Source organism: Pseudomonas cichorii (assembly GCF_018343775.1).
GTDB classification, from domain to species: domain Bacteria; phylum Pseudomonadota; class Gammaproteobacteria; order Pseudomonadales; family Pseudomonadaceae; genus Aquipseudomonas; species Aquipseudomonas cichorii.
Genome location: NZ_CP074349.1, coordinates 2050034 through 2069340 on the forward strand (window position 1 = coordinate 2050034; position 19307 = coordinate 2069340).

Sequence of the window (19307 nt, forward strand, 5' to 3'; positions counted from 1 at the left end):
ACGGGCTGGATCAGACTTCGTCGGGGCTGCGCAGGTTGGTGACCTGGATGCGCTGTTCGCGGCGCTGTTCCTTTTGCGAAGGCATTTCGGCGCGGTAAACGCCTTGATCGCCGACGACCCAGGAAAGAGGGCGACGCTCCTGGCCAATGGATTCCTGCAGCAGCATCAAGCCTTGCAGAAATGCCTCTGGGCGGGGTGGGCAGCCGGGCACGTACACATCGACAGGAAGGAACTTGTCCACGCCCTGCACCACAGAGTAGATGTCGTACATGCCACCGGAGTTGGCGCACGAACCCATGGAGATGACCCACTTGGGCTCAAGCATTTGCTCGTAGAGACGCTGGATGATCGGTGCCATCTTGATGAAGCAGGTCCCGGCAATAACCATGAAATCCGCCTGACGCGGCGATGCCCGGATGACTTCGGCGCCGAAGCGTGCGATGTCGTGGGGCGCCGTGAAGGCGGTGGTCATTTCCACATAGCAACACGACAGGCCGAAGTTGTACGGCCACAGGGAGTTTTTACGCCCCCAGTTGACCGCGCCGTTCAGCACGTCTTCAAGTTTGCCCATGTAGATGTTTTTGTGGACTTGATCTTCTAACGGATCGGAAACGGTTTCCCGTTTGCCGATTGGATACTGCTCATTAGGAGCATCCGGGTCGATCCTGGTGAGATTGTATTGCATCGCCAAAGCCTCATTGTTTTAGCTTCGCTTGCCGTTTACGGCGACCTTCAGGAGCCCAATCCAGCGCTCCAACCCGCCATAGGTAGACAAGACCTGCCAACAGAATTGCTATGAAAACGAGTGCTTCGACGAATCCGGTCCAGCCGCTTTCGCGGACGGACACAGACCAGGCAAAGAGAAAAAGGGCTTCAATGTCGAAGATCACGAAGAGCATCGCGACCAGATAGAATTTTGCGGAGAGGCGCAGGCGTGCACTGCCGGTAGGCAGCATGCCGGATTCAAAAGGTTCGTTCTTGCTGCGACCCCAGGCCTTGCTTCCCAGCAGGCTTGAGACACCGAGCATGAAGGCACAAAGACCGACAACACCGAGAAGGAAAATGGCGAAGCCCCAGTTGTGGGCAATCAAACCTGTCGTTTCGGGCATGCTGGCAGTCCTTGGAATAGAGAGCAAAGGTCTCTGTGCTTGATAAAGAGTGAGTCCGTGACGATATGTCGCAGAGGGAGCATCGGATTGATTTTATGTGCAAATACTTGGCAAGTAAATTTTCTACATCAAAATTATTTAATGAATGAATCGGAATCCGGGGACATGAAGGGCTGCAGGGCTTGCTGGCCGGGCATTGCCAAGGTTTTAACCATTTATTTTTCTTAATAGGGAAAAGCAATAAAAGGAAATTTGAATGATAATTAATATCATTTGAATGAGCCTTTTTAGTTTGTCGGGGTGTTGGGTGCTCCTGCTCTATTTTATTAAGTCCTTACAGTTGTATCACGGCCAGCCTGATTAAAGGTTGTCCCGGATCAATGCCGGGTGCCTGACAGAAAAGAACAGGCCGCCCGAGAGGAGGGCGGCCTGTTCTTGTTTTCAGCTGCTCCGCAGATCAGTGGAACTGTTCTTCCTCGGTGGAGCCTGTCAGTGCGGTGACCGATGAGGTGCCGCCCTGAATCACGGTGGTCATGTCGTCAAAGTAGCCGGTGCCCACTTCCTGCTGGTGAGCCACGAAGGTGTAGCCCTTGGCCGCGTCGGCGAACTCCTGTTCCTGCAGCTTTACGTAGGCCGTCATGTCGTTGCGGGCGTAGTCGTGCGCCAGATTGAACATGCTGTGCCACATATTGTGAATGCCGGCCAGGGTGATGAACTGGTGCTTGTAGCCCATGGCCGATAGCTCGCGCTGGAATTTGGCGATGGTGGCGTCGTCCAGATTCTTCTTCCAGTTGAAGGACGGCGAGCAGTTGTAGGAGAGCAACTGGTCGGGGTATTCCTTCTTGATGGCTTCGGCGAAGCGGCGTGCTTCGTCCAGATCCGGCTTGGCCGTTTCGCACCAGATCAGATCCGCATAAGGCGCGTAGGCCAGGCCGCGGGAGATGGCCTGATCCAGTCCGGCACGCACCTTGTAGAAACCTTCATGGGTGCGAGCGCCCGTGACGAAAGGCTTGTCGTAAGGGTCGCAGTCGGAGGTCAGCAGGTCGGCAGCGTTGGCGTCGGTACGGGCCAGGATGATGGTCGGTACGCCAGCGACGTCGGCAGCCAGGCGAGCGGCTACCAGTTTCTGCACGGCCTCCTGGGTCGGCACCAGCACTTTGCCGCCCATGTGGCCGCATTTCTTGACGGAGGCCAACTGGTCCTCGAAATGCACGCCTGCTGCACCGGCTTCGATCATGCTTTTCATCAGCTCATAAGCATTCAGCACGCCACCAAAGCCTGCCTCGGCATCGGCCACGATCGGTGCGAAATAGTCGATATAGCCTTCATCGCCCGGGTTTTTGCCGGCTTTCCACTGGATCTGGTCGGCACGGCGGAACGAGTTGTTGATGCGCTTGACCACGGTCGGGACCGAGTCCACCGGGTACAGCGACTGATCGGGGTACATGGATTCGGCGGAGTTGTTGTCGGCAGCAACCTGCCAGCCCGAGAGGTAGATCGCCTGTATGCCGGCCTTGACCTGTTGCACCGCCTGGCCGCCGGTCAGGGCGCCCATGCAGTTGACGAAGTCCTTGTCCGGGCGGAAAGACGGCTTGGCACCTTGCGTGACCAGATTCCAGAGCTTGTCTGCGCCCATTTTTGCGAAGGTGTGTTCAGGTTGAACCGAGCCACGCAAGCGGACGACATCAGCAGCAGAATAGGTACGGGTCACGTTTTTCCAGCGCGGATTTTCAGCCCAGTCTTTCTCGAGAGCCGCTATTTGTTGTTCGCGTGTCAGTGCCATGGAGATAAACCTCATTGTCAGGTTTTGGTTGGAAGATCCTGCTCCGCCAAAACGCCTCGTTTATCGAAGGCACGGTAGATGGCTGCTCGCTGCTCAGAGATCGGCAATGGGCGCGGTGGCGACGGATGAGCGAAGGGCTCGAGAGGGGAAGGAGAAAGTCCGGATGGCCTGAGTGGGCACTTTGGCTCGTGGATGCCTTTGTGCTTCGCTCACAGGAGCTGTCCGATCAACCGTCAACGCTTCCGTCCCTTGGGACAACTTCGTTCCAGTCGTAACCTTGTCAAACTGCCTTGTGGGCAGTCTCGACAGGAATCGGCTCAGGCTTAGAGCGTCGATCCTGAGGCTTTTTGAAGGCCTCTGATTAGCGGGAGCGAGGCAATCATGCCTCGCTGTTTTTTACCCGTCAAACGTTTTGTAGTGCTTTTTTATATTCACTACATATCTGTCTGGGTGCGACCGCCGGGTCACGAAAAGCCCCGCCGGTGCTGGCTTTTGGGCCATTGTCGATTATTCAAGGCTTTCGACCTTGACTCGCAGAGTCATGTCGTCGCGGCCCTGGGTGGAATAGCGTTGAGCGATGCCGCGCTGATCGGCCACGGATTGATCGCTGGAGGCGGCCAGAGTGATCCATTCACCCAGTCGACCACTCACCTGACTGTCGGTGCTCTGAACCTTGATAGCGTCCGGACGCTCCTGGCTCAGGCGGTCACGATTGGTGCTGATGTTCAGGTGAACGATATCGCCGGTTACGCTGGCCGTGACATAGAAACCCTGAGTGACATTGCGATATTCGGTATTGCTCTGCGGGTAGCCATAACCGTCTGTGCGGGTGGTGGTCAGGGGAACGCTCTGGCCGGTCTGAATCAGGGCCGGCGTGCCTTCGGTGGCTTGCACTTGCTGGACGCCGCCGTCACGGCTGGAGGTGCCGTAGCTGATGATTCGTGAGGGATTGGCGCCGTTGGTGGTGCTGGTGGCATTGTCGCTGGTGTCGACGCTGATGAGCAGGCGCTTGGGGGCCGTATCCAGTTGCGAGATCAGGGCGCGGAGTTCTTCGATCTTGCGCGATTCGGCATTGACGATCAGCTGATTGCCGTAGGCGCTGACCGAACCGTCCGCTCCCAGAAAGGATTTGGCGACGGGTAGCAAGTCTGCGCTGGTGCGGTAGTTGAGCGGGACGATTTCGGTGGCTGCCAGCGTGCAGGTGCTGAACGCGACAAGCAATGAGGTGAGCAGGGTACGTAACAACATGTCCAATCTCCGCGATGGGCGCGTAAAAACCGAGTGTGCCACTTTGTCGGCCAGGGGTGGGTACAAGTTGAACGGGCAGATGGCAAAACGCCCCGGCATTCCCTGTCTGAGCATAGTCATGCCGCAGGAAAATGACGGGGCGTTGCGTTATGTAGTGCCTTTTAAAACGCCTACATAGTGGTCTGGATCAGGCCTCGCGCACCATGTCGACGTGCGGCAGTCCGGCTTCGAGAAACTCGTCGCTGACCACGGTGAAACCAAAACGCTGGTAGAACGCAACGGCCTGAACCTGCGCACTGAGCTTTTGCTGCTTCAGGCCACGGGTCTGTGCTTCGTCGAGGATGGCGGTCAGCAGCATTTCACCGGCTTTCAGGCCGCGCCAGTCCTTGAGGACCGACAGGCGACCGATCTCGCCGTCCGGCAGCAGTCGGGCAGTACCGACGGCATAATCGCCTTCACGGGCCAGAAAATGTATGGCGTCGCTATCCTCCGAGTCCCATTCCAGTTCCGGTGGTACCGATTGCTCGGCAATGAACACGGCTTCACGAATACGCCGGATATCGGCGTTATTCTTCTGCCAGTCCGCGACGGATACAGTGATTTTATTCATCGGCAAATCCCAGGCTTCCTTGTTTTACGAGTTCGCAAATCAGATTGCGTCCCTCTTCATCGGCCAGCCATTGGCCGAGGTTTTCGCTGTGCAGCGAATCGGCCGCACAAATCAATTTAAGCAGTTCACGCAGGCTGCCCGGCAAAAGACGACTCTGGCCGCTGGCAAACAGTAGCAGATCGTCATCAACTTCAGACCAGGCCAGGCGTGCGCTTGGGTTGCGAATGAGAACTGCGCCCTGTTCCAGGCTGTCGAGCAGGTCTTCTTCTTCCAGTTCCGGGCCTGTGACCAGTTCCGGATAGCGAGGCTCGGTCATGAATTGGCCAAACCAGGTCAGCAGCAGGCGTTCGTCGCTCATGTGCTCGGCCAGCAGGGCCTTGAGGCGATCAAGGGCGTCGTGCTGGATCTGGTGTGGATCGCTGACCGGCTGTGCGTCGGCGTCCGTGTAGCGCTCTTCGTCCGGGATGAACTGGCTGAGGAAGTCGGTGAAGTGGGTCAGGACTTCGGCGGCGCTCGGGGCGCGGAAACCTACCGAGTAGGTCAGGCAGTCGTCCACGGCAACGCCGCAGTGGGCGAGGCGTGGTGGCAGATACAGCATGTCGCCGGGTTCCAGGGTCCACTCGTCGGTGGCCTGGAAGTCTGCGAGGATGCGCAGGTCGGCGTGCTGCAGCAGCGGGCTTTCGGAGTCGCACATCTGGCCGATCTGCCAATGGCGCTTGCCATGACCTTGCAGCAGGAAAACGTCGTAGTTGTCGAAGTGCGGACCGACGCTGCCGCCCGGTGCGGCGTAGCTGATCATGACATCGTCGATGCGCCAGCTTGGCAGGAAGCGGAAGTTCTCCAGCAATTCGCTGACTTCAGGTACGAACTGATCCACGGCCTGGACCAGAAGGGTCCATTCGCGCTCGGGCATCTTGCTGAAGTCGTCTTCGGAAAACGGGCCGCGACGCAGTTCCCATGGGCGCTCGCCGTTTTCGATGATCAGTCGGGATTCGACTTCTTCTTCCAGGGCAAGGCCGGCCAGTTCGTCAGGATCGATCGGGCTTTGGAAATCCGGCATCGCCTGACGGATCAGGAGGGGCTTTTTCTGCCAGTAGTCACGCAGGAAAACACGCGCGCTCATGCCGCCCAGAAGTTGAAGAGGAATATCAGGATTCATTTGTAAGCCCTTGAAATGAAAACGCCCGGCACAGCCGGGCGTGTGCAAAAGTTGCTGCGGGTCAGATGCGCTTGGCTTGTGCCACGGCATTGCCGATGTAATTGGCCGGGGTCAGCTTCTTCAGCTCGGCCTTGGCCTCGGCTGGCATGTCCAGACCGTCGATGAAAGTTTGCAGTGCTTCAGGGCTGATGCCCTTGCCGCGTGTCAGTTCTTTCAGCTTTTCGTACGGGTTTTCGATGTTGTAGCGACGCATGACGGTCTGGATCGGCTCTGCCAGAACTTCCCAGCAGGCGTCCAGATCGGCAGCGATACGCTGCTCGTTCAGTTCCAGCTTGCTGATGCCCTTGAGGCTGGCTTCGTAGGCAATGACGCTGTGAGCAAAGCCCACGCCCAGGTTGCGCAGCACGGTGGAGTCGGTCAGGTCGCGTTGCCAGCGGGAGATCGGCAGTTTGCTCGCCAGGTGCTGGAACAGTGCGTTGGCGATGCCCAGGTTGCCTTCGGAGTTTTCGAAGTCGATCGGGTTGACCTTGTGCGGCATGGTCGAGGAACCGATTTCGCCAGCGATGGTGCGCTGCTTGAAGTAGCCCAGGGAGATGTAGCCCCAGATATCGCGATCGAAGTCGATCAGGATGGTGTTGAAGCGCGCAATGGCATCGAACAGCTCGGCGATGTAGTCATGCGGTTCGATCTGGGTGGTGTAGGGGTTGAAGCCCAGGCCCAGTTCGTCTTCGATGAAGGCGCGTGCGTTGGCTTCCCAGTCGATGTCTGCATAGGCAGACAGGTGGGCGTTGTAGTTGCCTACCGCACCGTTGATCTTGCCCAGCAGAGGAACTGCTGCGATCTGGGTGATCTGGCGCTCCAGTCGATAGACGACGTTGGCCAGTTCCTTGCCCAGAGTCGTCGGTGAAGCCGGCTGGCCGTGGGTGCGCGACAGCATCGGCACGTCGGCGAAGCGCTGGGCCAGCTCGCGGATGGAGTCGGCGATCTGGCGCATCAGCGGCAGCATCACGTTATCGCGACCTTCGCGCAGCATCAGGGCGTGGGACAGGTTGTTGATGTCTTCGCTGGTGCAGGCGAAGTGGATGAACTCGCTGACCTTGTCCAGTTCAGGCAGCTTGGCAGCCTGTTCCTTGAGCAGATATTCCACGGCCTTGACGTCGTGGTTGGTGGTGCGTTCGATTTCTTTCACGCGCTCGGCGTGTTCCACGGAGAAATCTTCAGCCAGCGCATTGAGAATGGCGTTGGCCTCTGCGGAAAACGGTGGTACTTCGCTGATTTGCGGGTGAGCTGCCAGGCGCTGGAGCCAGCGAACTTCAACCATCACGCGAAAGCGGATCAGGCCGTATTCGCTGAAAATAGGGCGCAGAGCCTGGGTTTTGCCGGCGTAGCGGCCATCAACAGGGGAAACCGCAGTGAGCGAAGAAAGCTGCATGGGGTGGTCTCGAACAGTCGGGCAACGAAAAGGGGCGCATATCATACATGAAATTTCAGTCCGACTGGGTCGGACTGACCAGCGTAGATTGCGTCGTGCCTGGGTGGTAAGGGTCGCAGCTGCGTGGCAGGTCAGCCGTGCATCAGCGGATAGAGTTCTTTCAATAACTTGCGTCGGTTGAAGACCAGTTGCCAGCGATGACCGCCAACTTGTCGCCACAGACGGGCCGAGCGAATGCCGGCCAGCAACAGTGCGCGGATCTTCGAGGCATTGTTGGGTTGCTGCAGGTTGCGCATGTCGCCATGAACCTGAATGCGCTGGCGCAGGGTGCTCAGGGTGTCCTGATACAGCGCGCCGGTGGCAGCGATCACGTTTTCATGGGCGATGCCAAAATGTTCGGCCTGGGACTGGATCTGCGGCAGGCGCTTGCCGATCACTTCCAGCATGTCATCGCGCTTGGCCAGTTGCCGCTCAAGACCGAGCATCGACAGGGCATAGCGCAGCGGCTCGCGCTGCAGGGTCGCGGGGTCGCGCTCCAGAGCACTGACCATGGCGCGATAGCCCTCGCGCAGGTTCAGGTCGTCGCCGCCATACACGTCCAGTGTGTCTTTGGGGTCCAGCACCAGCAGGCTGCCGATCATGCAGCTCAGCCCGGCTTCGCTGACCTGTCCGGTCTTGGCGATCCGGTCTACCAGTATGGCGGCCTGGAATACGCCGCCCAGAGCGATCAGTTGCTCCTGAATAGGGGTCATCAACGCTTGTCCTTGCTTTTCCAGGGTTCGGCTATTTCGATCACGCCGCCCCCCAGGCAGATTTCGCCGTCATAGAACACCACGGACTGACCGGGTGTCACGGCGCGCTGCGGTTCATCGAATAGGGCGCGGTAGCCATCGGCAGTCTTTTCCAGCGTGCAGTGCTGGTCGCCCTGGCGATAACGTACCTTGGCGGTCAGTTTCTTCGGGCTGCTCAGGTCGATGGGGTTGACCCAGTAGATCTGCGAGGTGACCAGAGCCTGGGAAAACAGCCAGGGATGATCGTTACCCTGGCCGACGATCAGTTCGTTGTGTTCCAGGTCCTTGACCAGTACATACCAGGGATCATCGCTTGCGTCCTTCAGTCCGCCGATACCCAGGCCCTGGCGCTGACCGATGGTGTGGTACATCAGGCCGTTGTGGCGACCGATGACTTCGCCTTCGGTGGTCTTGATCTCGCCGGGCTGGGCAGGGAGGTACTGGCGCAGGAAATCCGTGAAGCGGCGTTCACCGATAAAGCAGATGCCGGTGGAGTCTTTCTTCTTGGCCGTCGCCAGACCGTGTTTCTCGGCAATGGCGCGTACTTCCGGTTTCTCCAGCTCGCCGACCGGGAACAGGGTGCGGGCGATCTGTTCGCCGCCCACGGCGTGCAGGAAATAGCTCTGGTCCTTGTTCGGGTCCAGGCCCTTGAGCAGTTCGGTGCGGCCGTCGATGTCGCGGCGGCGTACGTAATGGCCGGTGGCAATCAGGTCTGCGCCCAGCATCAGGGCGTAGTCAAGGAAGGCCTTGAACTTGATTTCCCGGTTGCAAAGGATATCCGGGTTAGGCGTGCGACCGGCCTTGTACTCTTCCAGGAAGTGCTCGAACACGTTGTCCCAGTACTCGGCGGCGAAGTTGGCGGTGTGCAGCTTTATGCCGATCTTGTCGCACACGGCCTGGGCGTCTGCCAGGTCTTCTCGGGCAGTGCAGTATTCCGTTCCGTCGTCTTCTTCCCAGTTCTTCATGAACAAGCCTTCCACCTGATAACCCTGCTCCATGAGCAGGACAGCGGAAACGGATGAGTCCACGCCGCCGGACATGCCGACTATGACGCGCTTGTTTTCTGGGTTGCAGTGGGCTGGATCACGCATGGGAGTTCAATGGGTGGCCTTGAAAAGGACGCGATTCTATCAGGCTGAGGGCGTCGAGTCTCACGCCTTGTCGCGCAGCAGGGCAAGACTGAAGTGTTCGGCATTCAGATAATCGTCCACACACCGCATGACCAGCTCGCTGCGCCAGCGATGCTGCTGGGTCATGAGTTCATCACGAGTCATCCAGACCGGGCCGACTATGCCCTCGTCCAGAGCGTATTCGGGATGATGGCGCAGGGCCTTGGCTGCAAAGCAGATGCGCTGGTAGGTCACGCCATTGCTGGGCGCTGTATACAGGTAGATACCGATCACGCTGGTCAGTTCGACATCCCAGCCGGTTTCTTCAAGGGTTTCGCGCACGGCTGCGTGTTGCAGGCTTTCGTTTGGGTCCAGATGCCCGGCAGGTTGGTTGAGTACCTTTTGTCCGCCCTTGATTTCTTCGACGAACAGGAAGCGGCCCTGATCTTCGACGATCGTGGCGACGGTAACGTGGGCTTGCCATTCCATAATGTTGCTACTCGTGTATTGGGGGAGGAGGTGTAATACCCATCAGTCAGGCACAAAAAAACGTGTAGGAGGGCGGCTTTTCTCTGGTCGGAAATACAAAAGCCCCGGTGCGTGGCCGGGGCTTTTGCAGATCATGTGTCTGACCGGTTTGCCACTTACAACGCGGCGATGGCTGCGTTCAAGGTTGCGCTAGGGCGCATGGCTTTGCTGGTCAGTTCAGCATTGGTGAAGTAGTAACCACCGATTTCCACTGGTTTGCCCTGGACAGCGTTGAGTTCGGCAACGATTTTCTCTTCGTTGTCGGTCAGTGTCTTGGCCAGCGGGCTGAACTGCGCCTTGAGGGCGGCGTCGTCGTTTTGAGCAGCCAGAGCCTGTGCCCAGAACAGGGTCAGGTAGAAGTGACTGCCGCGGTTGTCGATGCTGCCGACTTTGCGCGAAGGCGACTTGTTGCGATCCAGGAACTCACCGGTAGCCTGATCCAGAGTCTTGGACAGGACCAGAGCTTTAGGATTGTTGTAGGCATTGCCCAGGTGCTCAAGCGAAGCGGCCAGAGCCAGGAACTCGCCCAGGGAATCCCAGCGCAGGAAGTTCTCTTCGACGAACTGCTGAACGTGTTTCGGAGCCGAACCGCCAGCGCCGGTTTCGAACAGGCCACCGCCATTCATCAGCGGCACGATCGACAGCATCTTGGCGCTTGTGCCCAGTTCCATGATCGGGAACAGGTCGGTCAGGTAGTCGCGCAGTACGTTACCGGTCACCGAAATGGTGTCCTTGCCGGCACGGGTGCGTTCCAGGGTCAGCTTCATGGCTTCGACCGGCGACAGGATCTGGATGTCCAGGCCCGAAGTGTCGTGGTCGCCCAGGTACTTCTGGACTTTCTCGATCATGACGCTGTCATGGGCGCGAGCCGGGTCGAGCCAGAAAATCGCCGGGGTGTTGCTGGCGCGGGAGCGGTTGACGGCCAGTTTGACCCAGTCCTGGATCGGCGCGTCCTTGGCCTGGCACATGCGCCAGATGTCGCCGGTTTCGACGTTCTGTTCCATCAGCAGGTTGCCCTGGCTGTCGGTTACGCGAACCACGCCATCGGTCTTGATGTGGAAAGTCTTGTCGTGAGAGCCGTACTCTTCGGCTTTCTGAGCCATCAGGCCGACGTTCGGAACGCTGCCCATGGTGGTTGGGTCGAAGGCGCCGTTTTTCTTGCAGTCTTCGATGACAGCTTGGTAGATGGTCGCGTAGCAGCGATCCGGGATAACAGCCTTGGCGTCGTGCAGTTGACCGTCGGTGCCCCACATCTTGCCGGAGTCACGGATCATTGCAGGCATCGAGGCGTCGACGATGACGTCGCTCGGTACGTGCAGGTTGGTGATGCCTTTGTCGGAGTTGACCATCGCCAGTTGTGGGCGAGTGGCGTAGACCGCCTGGATGTCAGCCTTGATTTCAGCCTGTTTGTCAGCGGGCAGGGCGCCGATGCGGTCATACAGATCGCCGATGCCGTTGTTCAGGCTGAAGCCGATTTCCTTCAGGATGTCGGCGTGCTTGGTCAGCGCGTCCTTGTAGAACTCGTCGACGATCTGACCGAACATGATCGGGTCGGAGATTTTCATCATGGTGGCTTTCAGGTGCACCGAGAACAGAACGCCTTGCTTCTTGGCGTCTTCGATTTCGGCGGCAATGAAGCTGCGCAGGGCTTTCTTGCTCATGACCGAGCAATCGATCACTTCGCCAGCCTTGACGCTGGTTTTCTCTTTCAGGACGGTGGTTGTACCGTCTTTGGCAATCAGCTCGATCTTGACGCTGTTGTCAGCCTCGACCAGAGCGGCTTTTTCGCTGCCGTAAAAGTCGCCGCTGCTCATGTGAGCAACGTGAGCCTTGGAGTCGGCAGCCCAGGCGCCCATCTTGTGCGGGTGCTTGCGAGCGTAGTTCTTGACCGAGAGCGGGGCGCGGCGGTCGGAGTTGCCTTCACGCAGAACCGGGTTCACGGCGCTGCCCTTGACCTTGTCGTAACGGGCGCGGGTTTCTTTTTCCGCGTCGGTGGACGGCGCTTCCGGGTAGTCCGGGATCTTGAAGCCTTGTTCCTGCAGCTCTTTGATGGTCGCCTTCAATTGAGGGACCGAGGCGCTGATGTTAGGCAGCTTGATGATGTTGGCTTCTGGCGTGGTGGCCAGTTTGCCCAACTCGGCGAGATGATCCGGCACCTGCTGATCGGCGCCAAGCGATTCGGGGAAGCTGGAAAGAACACGGCCCGCCAGGGAGATATCGCGTGTTTCGACGTCGATATCGGAAGAGGCTGTAAATGCTTCGATGATTGGCAGAAGCGAGTAGGTGGCGAGTGCCGGAGCTTCGTCAGTGAAGGTGTAGATGATCTTCGAGCGGTTGGACATTGGTATTAACTCTCTGTTTTGCTGAGCATGCACAAAATCTCGATATGCGCAGGGTATGCACTCTTGCCCAAAGTTCGGTCATGGGCCCAAGTCGAGGTTTATTCGCGGTGATGTTGGGTGCATCAGTCGAGCGTCAAGCTGCCGGGCGTGGCCATGGTCACTGCCCGACGCATATATAAGGCTGAAAGTCTGGTTCCAGACACTTCGGCCTTTATGACTCTGCGGTCACGTCGCGAGTATATCAAACCCTTGGCGCCAAGCATTAATGCTATGCGTGCTATCGAATGGCGACTATTCGCCGTTGGTCGAACGAATGTGCTCAAGATCAAGGGTTTCGGGCCTTTTCGGCGGCTTCGGACTGGCGGGCTTTGCCTGTGCCTGCGGGGCTGACTAGGCTCAATGGCTGTCAGGATGTCCACTCAGCACGCACCGGAGTCCCGCATGGCATATCAAAAAACAAGAATCCCCGCCGTCGGTGAGAAGATCACTGTCAACGCAGACCACTCCTTGAATGTCCCCGATAACCCGATCATTCCCTTTATAGAAGGGGATGGGATTGGCATCGATATCACGCCGGTCATGATCAAGGTGGTCGATGCGGCCGTCAGCAAGGCCTATGGCGAAAAGCGCAGGATTTCCTGGATGGAAGTCTATGCCGGAGAGAAGGCGACCCGGATTTACGATCCTGATACCTGGCTGCCTCAGGAAACCCTGGATGCGGTGCGGGAGTACGTGGTTTCCATCAAGGGCCCTCTGACCACGCCGGTCGGAGGCGGCATTCGCTCTCTGAACGTTGCCTTGCGCCAGCAACTGGATCTGTATGTCTGCCTGAGGCCGGTTCGCTGGTTCGAGGGCGTGCCTAGCCCGGTCAAGAAACCTGGCGATGTGAACATGACGATCTTTCGTGAAAATTCCGAAGACATTTATGCCGGGATCGAATGGAAGGCCGGATCTCCCGAGGCGACCAAGGTTATTCGATTTCTCAAGGAAGAGATGGGTGTCACGAAAATCCGCTTTGACGAGGATTGCGGTATCGGGGTCAAGCCGGTTTCCCGGGAGGGCACCCGGCGTCTGGCACGCAAGGCGTTGCAGTATGTGGTCGACAATGACAGCGACTCGCTGACCATTGTGCATAAAGGCAACATCATGAAATTTACCGAAGGGGCCTTCAAGGAGTGGGCCTATGAGGTGGCCGCCGAAGAGTTTGGGGCGACGTTGCTGGAGGGTGGCCCGTGGATGCAGTTCACGAACGCCCGCACCGGCAAGAATGTGACCGTCAAGGATGCCATCGCCGATGCGATGCTTCAGCAGATCCTGTTACGCCCGGCTGACTATGATGTCATCGCAACGCTGAATCTCAACGGCGACTACCTTTCCGACGCGCTGGCTGCCGAGGTGGGAGGGATCGGTATTGCGCCGGGAGCCAATCTTTCTGACACCGTGGCCATGTTCGAGGCGACGCACGGGACAGCGCCTAAATATGCTGGCAAGGATCAGGTCAATCCGGGTTCTCTGATTCTGTCTGCCGAAATGATGTTGCGGCATATGGGATGGGTTGAGGCGGCCGATCTGATTATCAAAGGCACTAATGGTGCGATTGCTGCAAAAACTGTTACTTATGATTTCGAGCGATTGATGGAGGGCGCAACTCTGCTCTCATCGTCAGCATTCGGCGATGCCTTGATCGCGCACATGTGAAGCCGGTGCTGCGACGCAGCAGCCAGTTCAGTCATCCTGAACTGGCTGTTTCTTTATGGCTGGCGTATGTGGTGGTCTGCTTCAGGCCGACACATTAGCTGGCTTTTGTGCTGCGCTTGAAGCATCTGCGGATGTTGGAGCAGTAGCTGTGGACGCAGACGAGATATTCACGGCATGTAATCCCTTGGGGCCTTGAATGATCTCGAATTGGACCGGTTGGCCTGCCTTGAGCGTTTTGTAGCCATCCATTTGTATGGCTGAATAATGAGCAAACAGATCTTCATCTCTGCCATCGGCAAGAATAAATCCGTAGCCTTTTGCATTATTGAACCACTTGACTTTACCACTGAGCATAGCCATATCCCTCTGCAAAGGACTCCGTCTGGAGTATCATCCACCTCAATCCGCCTGGCCTAAAAAAATTTTGGTTGACTGCGCGGACCCTTTTTACCCAATGTGGGCTCTATTGTTTGTAACACCGATTAGCTGATAGTCAAGGTCATGCAGCGGTCTATGTGAAAACCGGTCAGGCTGCGACTAAATTATTCAATCCGCTCTTTACACGAACCTTTCTTTACCATGCATGCAATCAGCAAGATTCGACTAACATTCAATCAGGACGGTCCGCAGTCACACGAGGACGACTCAGCTGGCATTGCGTTGCAGGACGCCAAGCCCACCCTGCAGGCGCCACCGATGTACAAGGTGGTTTTGTTTAACGATGATTACACCCCTATGGATTTCGTCGTTGAGGTTCTTGAGGTGTTTTTCAACCTGAATCGTGAGCTGGCTACCAAGGTCATGCTGGCCGTCCATACAGAGGGGCGGGCAGTATGCGGATTGTTTACCCGCGACATAGCCGAAACCAAGGCAATGCAGGTCAATCAATACGCCCGGGAAAGTCAGCATCCACTACTCTGTGAGATCGAGAAGGACGGTTAAACGCCGGCCACTTGGGTATGAGGTGAAGCTATGTTAAACCGTGAGCTCGAAGTCACCCTCAATCTTGCCTTCAAGGAAGCTCGTTCAAAGCGTCATGAGTTCATGACGGTCGAGCATCTCCTGCTGGCTCTATTGGATAATGAGGCTGCAGCCACTGTCTTGCGTGCCTGCGGCGCAAACCTCGATAAGCTCAAGCATGATCTGCAGGAGTTCATCGACTCCACAACCCCACTGATCCCCGTCCATGACGAGGATCGTGAAACCCAGCCGACGCTCGGGTTCCAGCGCGTGTTGCAACGTGCAGTCTTCCATGTACAGAGTTCCGGCAAGCGTGAAGTGACCGGCGCCAACGTACTGGTAGCAATTTTCAGTGAGCAGGAAAGTCAGGCCGTCTTCCTGCTCAAGCAGCAGAGCGTGGCCCGGATTGATGTCGTCAACTACATCGCCCACGGTATCTCCAAGGTCCCTGGGCATGGCGAACACTCTTCTGAAGGTGAGCAGGATATGCAGGACGACGAGGGTGGTGAGGCTTCTTCCTCAGGCAATCCTCTGGATGCCTATGCAAGTAATCTGAACGAACTGGCGCGCCAGGGGCGTATTGATCCTCTGGTTGGGCGTGAGAGTGAAGTCGAGCGCGTTGCTCAGATTCTCGCCCGTCGTCGCAAGAACAACCCTTTGCTGGTCGGTGAGGCGGGTGTCGGCAAGACGGCCATTGCCGAAGGGCTGGCCAAGCGTATCGTCGACAATCAGGTCCCGGATCTGCTGGCCAGTAGTGTCGTCTACTCTCTGGATCTGGGTGCATTGCTGGCTGGTACCAAATACCGCGGCGATTTCGAGAAGCGTTTCAAGGCGCTGCTCAATGAACTGCGCAAGCGGCCTCATGCCATCCTGTTCATTGATGAAATCCATACCATCATCGGTGCGGGTGCAGCTTCAGGCGGGGTAATGGATGCATCCAACCTGCTCAAGCCGCTGCTGTCTTCTGGGGATATCCGTTGCATCGGTTCGACCACATTCCAGGAGTTCCGCGGGATCTTCGAGAAGGATCGTGCCCTGGCGCGTCGTTTCCAGAAAGTCGATGTCTCCGAACCATCGGTCGAGGACACCATTGGCATTCTCCGGGGCCTCAAGGGCCGCTTCGAACAGCATCACAGCATCGAGTACAGCGATGAAGCGTTGCGTGCAGCTGCAGAGCTTGCGTCGCGCTACATCAATGACCGGCACATGCCTGACAAGGCCATCGATGTCATCGACGAAGCTGGCGCCTTCCAGCGGCTGCAGCCGGTCGAGCGTCGGGTCAAGTGCATCGATGTGCCGCAGGTTGAAGATATCGTCGCGAAAATCGCGCGTATTCCTCCAAAACACGTCAACAGTTCCGACAAGGAGCTGCTGCGTAACCTGGAGCGCGATCTCAAGCTCACGGTCTTCGGTCAGGATGCTGCCATCGACTCGCTGTCCACTGCCATCAAGCTGTCCCGTGCCGGCTTGAAGTCGCCTGACAAGCCTGTAGGTTCTTTCCTGTTTGCAGGTCCTACCGGCGTCGGCAAGACCGAAGCAGCGCGTCAGTTGGCCAAGGCACTTGGCGTCGAGCTGATTCGCTTCGACATGTCCGAATACATGGAGCGGCATACCGTTTCGCGTCTGATCGGTGCGCCTCCGGGCTATGTCGGTTTCGATCAGGGCGGTCTGCTGACTGAAGCCATTACCCGTCAACCGCATTGCGTGTTGTTGCTCGATGAAATCGAGAAGGCGCATCCGGAAGTCTTCAACCTGCTTCTGCAGGTCATGGACCACGGTACGCTCACCGACAACAACGGGCGCAAGGCGGACTTCCGCAATGTGATCGTCATCATGACCACCAACGCCGGTGCCGAGTCGGCAGCGCGGGCTTCGATCGGTTTCACTCATCAGGATCACTCGTCCGATGCAATGGAAGTGATCAAGAAGAGCTTCACGCCGGAGTTCCGCAACCGTCTGGACACCATCATCCAGTTTGGTCGCCTCAGCCACGAAGTCATCAAGAGCGTGGTCGACAAGTTCCTTACCGAACTTCAGGCGCAACTGGAAGACAAGCGTGTACTGCTCGAAGTATCCGACGCGGCCAGAAGCTGGCTGGCGCAGAGTGGCTACGATGCGGCAATGGGGGCTCGTCCGATGGCTCGCCTTATCCAGGACAAGATCAAGCGTCCCCTGGCCGAGGAGATCCTGTTCGGAGAGTTGTCGGAGCATGGTGGCGTTGTGCATATCGATATCAAGGATGGCGAGATCACCTTTGATTTCGAGACAACGGCAGAAATGGCCTGATGGTAGTCCTGTCTGGCACTCGGTAATGAGTGCCAGACAAGCGGACAAACAAAAACGCCCGGCATATGCCGGGCGTTTTTGTCAGTACTAGCTTAGCGGGCGCGGTAGGTGATACGCCCTTTGCTCAGGTCATAAGGCGTCAGTTCGACGCGGACCTTGTCACCGGTAAGAATACGGATGTAGTTCTTGCGCATCTTGCCGGAGATATGCGCGGTTACGACGTGCCCGTTTTCCAACTCCACACGAAACATGGTGTTGGGCAGGGTGTCGACGACAGTGCCTTCCATTTCGAAGCTGTCTTCTTTCGACATGCAGTAAAGCCCTCGGTATACAAATGAGTGGCCCGGTGCAAGTGGCGCCAGGCAAAAGCGGCGTGCATTGTGCCCGAAAAAACCTCTTTAAGCCAAGGGCTTCAATACAGAGTGACCCATCTTTGATTGGTCAACAGCTCGATGGGGCGATATTGGGTCTTGTAATTCATCTTTTTACAGTTCTTGATCCAGTATCCCAGGTACACGGCATGCAACTGAAGCCGGGCTGCTTCGGCGATCTGCCACAGGATGGCATAACGCCCAAGACTGCGCCGTTCTTCATCGGGTTCATAAAAGGTATAGACCGCAGAAAGGCCGTTGGGCAAAAGATCGGTCACTGCGACTGCCAGCAGGCGCTGATCCAGCCGGAACTCGTAAAAACGCGAGAAGGGCAGGTCACGTACCAGAAAAGTGGAGAACTGGTCGCGACTGGGTGGGAACATGTCGCCATCGGCATGGCGTTGTTCGATGTAGCGTTGATAAAGGTCGAAGTGCTCTTCGGTGAACGCTGGCTTGGTGCTGCGCACCTCAAGGTCGGTGTTGCGTTTGAGGATGCGTTTTTGCTGCCGATCCGGGACGAAGAGATTCACCGGGATGCGCGCCGGCACGCAGGCGCTGCAATTCTGGCAGTGAGGGCGATAAAGATGGTCGCCACTGCGACGAAAGCCCATGTCCGACAGGTCGGCATAGACTTGCACGTCCATGGGTTGGCTGGGGTCCAGAAACAGCGTGGTCGCCTGCTCTTCGGGCAGGTAACTGCAGGTGTGGGGTTGAGTGGCATAAAACTTAAGCCGCGCCAGCTCTGTCATGATCGCCCCCGTTATCAGAATCCATGAATAAGAGTGTATGCCAGCCTTTCAAACTCGCCTAGGCAACCAGTCGGCGTTATTGGGCTGATCCAGATGCCGGTGCAGGTAGTCGGCAAATGTCTGGCGCGGGATCGAGCGGGCACCGAAGCTGTGCAGGTGCTGGGTAGGCATCTGGCAATCGATCAATACGAACCCCCAGGCATTCAGGCGTTCCACCAATGTGGCGAAGCCGACTTTCGAGGCGTTGTCGGCGCGGCTGAACATGGATTCGCCGAAAAACAGCTGCCCCATGGCCAGGCCATACAGCCCGCCCACCAGTGTGTCCTGGTCCCAGACCTCGACGCTGTGTGCGTGTCCGCGTCGATGCAGCTCCATATAGGCCTCCTGCATCGAGCGGGTGATCCAGGTTTCGTTGGCGTAGCTGCGAGGTTCGGCGCAGGCCTGTATGACGGCTGGGAAGTCCTGGTCGAACGTCACCCGATAGCGCTCCTGGCGAATGAGTTTGCCCAGGCTGCGTGACACATGTATCTCGGCTGGTGGCAGAACGGTGCGTGGGTCGGGTGACCACCAGAGAATGGGCTGCCCGTCCTGAAACCACGGAAAGCAGCCATGCCGGTAAGCCTGTATCAGCCGGTCTGCGGACAGGTCGCCGCCCGCAGCCAGCAGGCCGTTGGGTTCGCGCAGGGCTTTTTCCAGGGGTGGGAAAACAAGGCTGTTGCGTTGCAACCAGGTCAGCATGGCATCAGGACTTCGCGGTAGGGGAGGGCGCACGGGTGGTCATTTGCAACTCTGTACAATAAATGCGGTCACAACCGGTCGCCATTATGGTGTGTGTCGCAAGGTTTCGGTAGTGCAGGCAAAAGATGATAGCCCGATAGCCGTCGATCTTCTGTCTCACTGATAGAATCACCTCATAAGCCTTTGTCACAAAAGAGAATGCATGCTCAAATTGAACGTCATGAGGAAGGCTATGGCCCGTTGCGGTCAGTCCCTGTATGAAAACGACGATCATTGGGCGTTAAAAGCCGCTGTGAAGAGCTTTCCTACAGACCTCGGGACCTACAAAGCCGTACAATGCCGACTTTGCGCGTTATCATTCAGGTCATCTGTTCTGCGGGTGTTTCAGAGGTTC

The 19307-nt window shown here is 57.4% G+C and carries 18 protein-coding genes; 3 read left to right on the forward strand and 15 right to left on the reverse strand.

What is annotated here, in order from left to right; translation table 11 throughout:
- Positions 1-10 precede the first annotated feature (10 nt).
- From KGD89_RS09140 to KGD89_RS09190, 11 genes are all read right to left on the reverse strand, one after another.
- Positions 11-685, reverse strand: coding sequence for a NuoB/complex I 20 kDa subunit family protein (locus tag KGD89_RS09140; protein ID WP_025259479.1), 675 nt, complete (start codon positions 683-685; stop codon positions 11-13).
- Positions 686-695: 10 nt separating this feature from the next.
- Positions 696-1109: an NADH-quinone oxidoreductase subunit A gene (locus tag KGD89_RS09145; protein ID WP_025259480.1), complete on the reverse strand. Its 414-nt coding sequence runs from the start codon at positions 1107-1109 to the stop codon at positions 696-698.
- A 457-nt stretch (positions 1110-1566) separates the two neighbouring features.
- Positions 1567-2892 (reverse strand): isocitrate lyase, encoded by a 1326-nt coding sequence (aceA, locus tag KGD89_RS09150; protein WP_025259481.1) that lies wholly within the window; start codon positions 2890-2892, stop codon positions 1567-1569.
- A gap of 507 nt (positions 2893-3399) precedes the next feature.
- Entirely contained in the window at positions 3400-4140 is a 741-nt protein-coding gene (locus KGD89_RS09155) for a secretin N-terminal domain-containing protein (protein WP_038399782.1), read from the reverse strand.
- 187 nt (positions 4141-4327) lie between these two features.
- Entirely contained in the window at positions 4328-4750 is a 423-nt protein-coding gene (locus KGD89_RS09160) for a GNAT family N-acetyltransferase (protein ID WP_025259483.1), read from the reverse strand.
- Positions 4743-5909 (reverse strand): ribosomal protein uL16 3-hydroxylase, encoded by a 1167-nt coding sequence (locus tag KGD89_RS09165; RefSeq protein ID WP_025259484.1) that lies wholly within the window; start codon positions 5907-5909, stop codon positions 4743-4745. The genes KGD89_RS09160 and KGD89_RS09165 overlap by 8 nt, the downstream gene beginning before the upstream one ends.
- A 61-nt stretch (positions 5910-5970) precedes the next feature.
- Positions 5971-7341 (reverse strand): adenylosuccinate lyase, encoded by a 1371-nt coding sequence (gene purB, locus KGD89_RS09170; protein ID WP_025259485.1) that lies wholly within the window; start codon positions 7339-7341, stop codon positions 5971-5973.
- A 131-nt stretch (positions 7342-7472) separates the two neighbouring features.
- Positions 7473-8093 carry a high frequency lysogenization protein HflD gene (gene hflD, locus KGD89_RS09175; RefSeq protein WP_025259486.1) on the reverse strand — a complete coding sequence of 207 codons (621 nt, stop codon included), beginning with the start codon at positions 8091-8093 and terminating at the stop codon, positions 7473-7475.
- Complete coding sequence (gene mnmA, locus KGD89_RS09180; protein WP_025259487.1) at positions 8093-9223, reverse strand: tRNA 2-thiouridine(34) synthase MnmA; 1131 nt, start codon at positions 9221-9223, stop codon at positions 8093-8095. The genes hflD and mnmA overlap by 1 nt, the downstream gene beginning before the upstream one ends.
- 60 nt (positions 9224-9283) lie before the next feature.
- Positions 9284-9730: an NUDIX hydrolase gene (locus tag KGD89_RS09185; protein WP_025259488.1), complete on the reverse strand. Its 447-nt coding sequence runs from the start codon at positions 9728-9730 to the stop codon at positions 9284-9286.
- A 155-nt stretch (positions 9731-9885) separates the two neighbouring features.
- Positions 9886-12111: an NADP-dependent isocitrate dehydrogenase gene (locus KGD89_RS09190; protein WP_025259489.1), complete on the reverse strand. Its 2226-nt coding sequence runs from the start codon at positions 12109-12111 to the stop codon at positions 9886-9888.
- A 441-nt stretch (positions 12112-12552) separates the two neighbouring features.
- Here KGD89_RS09190 and icd point away from each other — a divergent pair, with 441 nt between their 5' ends.
- Positions 12553-13809, forward strand: a complete 1257-nt coding sequence (icd, locus tag KGD89_RS09195; protein WP_025259490.1) for an NADP-dependent isocitrate dehydrogenase — start codon at positions 12553-12555, stop codon at positions 13807-13809.
- Between the two features lie 81 nt (positions 13810-13890).
- Here icd and cspD read toward each other — a convergent pair whose 3' ends face one another.
- Positions 13891-14163, reverse strand: coding sequence for a cold shock domain-containing protein CspD (gene cspD, locus KGD89_RS09200; protein ID WP_025259491.1), 273 nt, complete (start codon positions 14161-14163; stop codon positions 13891-13893).
- A gap of 225 nt (positions 14164-14388) precedes the next feature.
- On the opposite strand from cspD, the gene clpS reads away from it, so the two are divergent.
- Both clpS and clpA read left to right on the forward strand, forming a co-directional pair.
- Positions 14389-14751: an ATP-dependent Clp protease adapter ClpS gene (gene clpS / locus KGD89_RS09205; RefSeq protein WP_025259492.1), complete on the forward strand. Its 363-nt coding sequence runs from the start codon at positions 14389-14391 to the stop codon at positions 14749-14751.
- A gap of 30 nt (positions 14752-14781) precedes the next feature.
- Positions 14782-17055, forward strand: a complete 2274-nt coding sequence (clpA, locus tag KGD89_RS09210; protein ID WP_025259493.1) for an ATP-dependent Clp protease ATP-binding subunit ClpA — start codon at positions 14782-14784, stop codon at positions 17053-17055.
- Positions 17056-17147: 92 nt separating this feature from the next.
- Here the strand turns inward: clpA and infA are convergent, their stop codons facing one another.
- The 3 genes from infA to aat all read right to left on the reverse strand — a co-directional run bounded on the left by infA (position 17148) and on the right by aat (position 18913).
- Positions 17148-17366 (reverse strand): translation initiation factor IF-1, encoded by a 219-nt coding sequence (gene infA / locus KGD89_RS09215; protein ID WP_002553999.1) that lies wholly within the window; start codon positions 17364-17366, stop codon positions 17148-17150.
- Positions 17367-17467: 101 nt separating this feature from the next.
- On the reverse strand, positions 17468-18175 hold the full coding sequence (locus KGD89_RS09220) for an arginyltransferase (RefSeq protein WP_025259494.1): 708 nt from the start codon (positions 18173-18175) through the stop codon (positions 17468-17470).
- 48 nt (positions 18176-18223) lie between these two features.
- Positions 18224-18913, reverse strand: coding sequence for a leucyl/phenylalanyl-tRNA--protein transferase (aat, locus tag KGD89_RS09225; protein ID WP_025259495.1), 690 nt, complete (start codon positions 18911-18913; stop codon positions 18224-18226).
- Positions 18914-19307 lie beyond the last annotated feature (394 nt).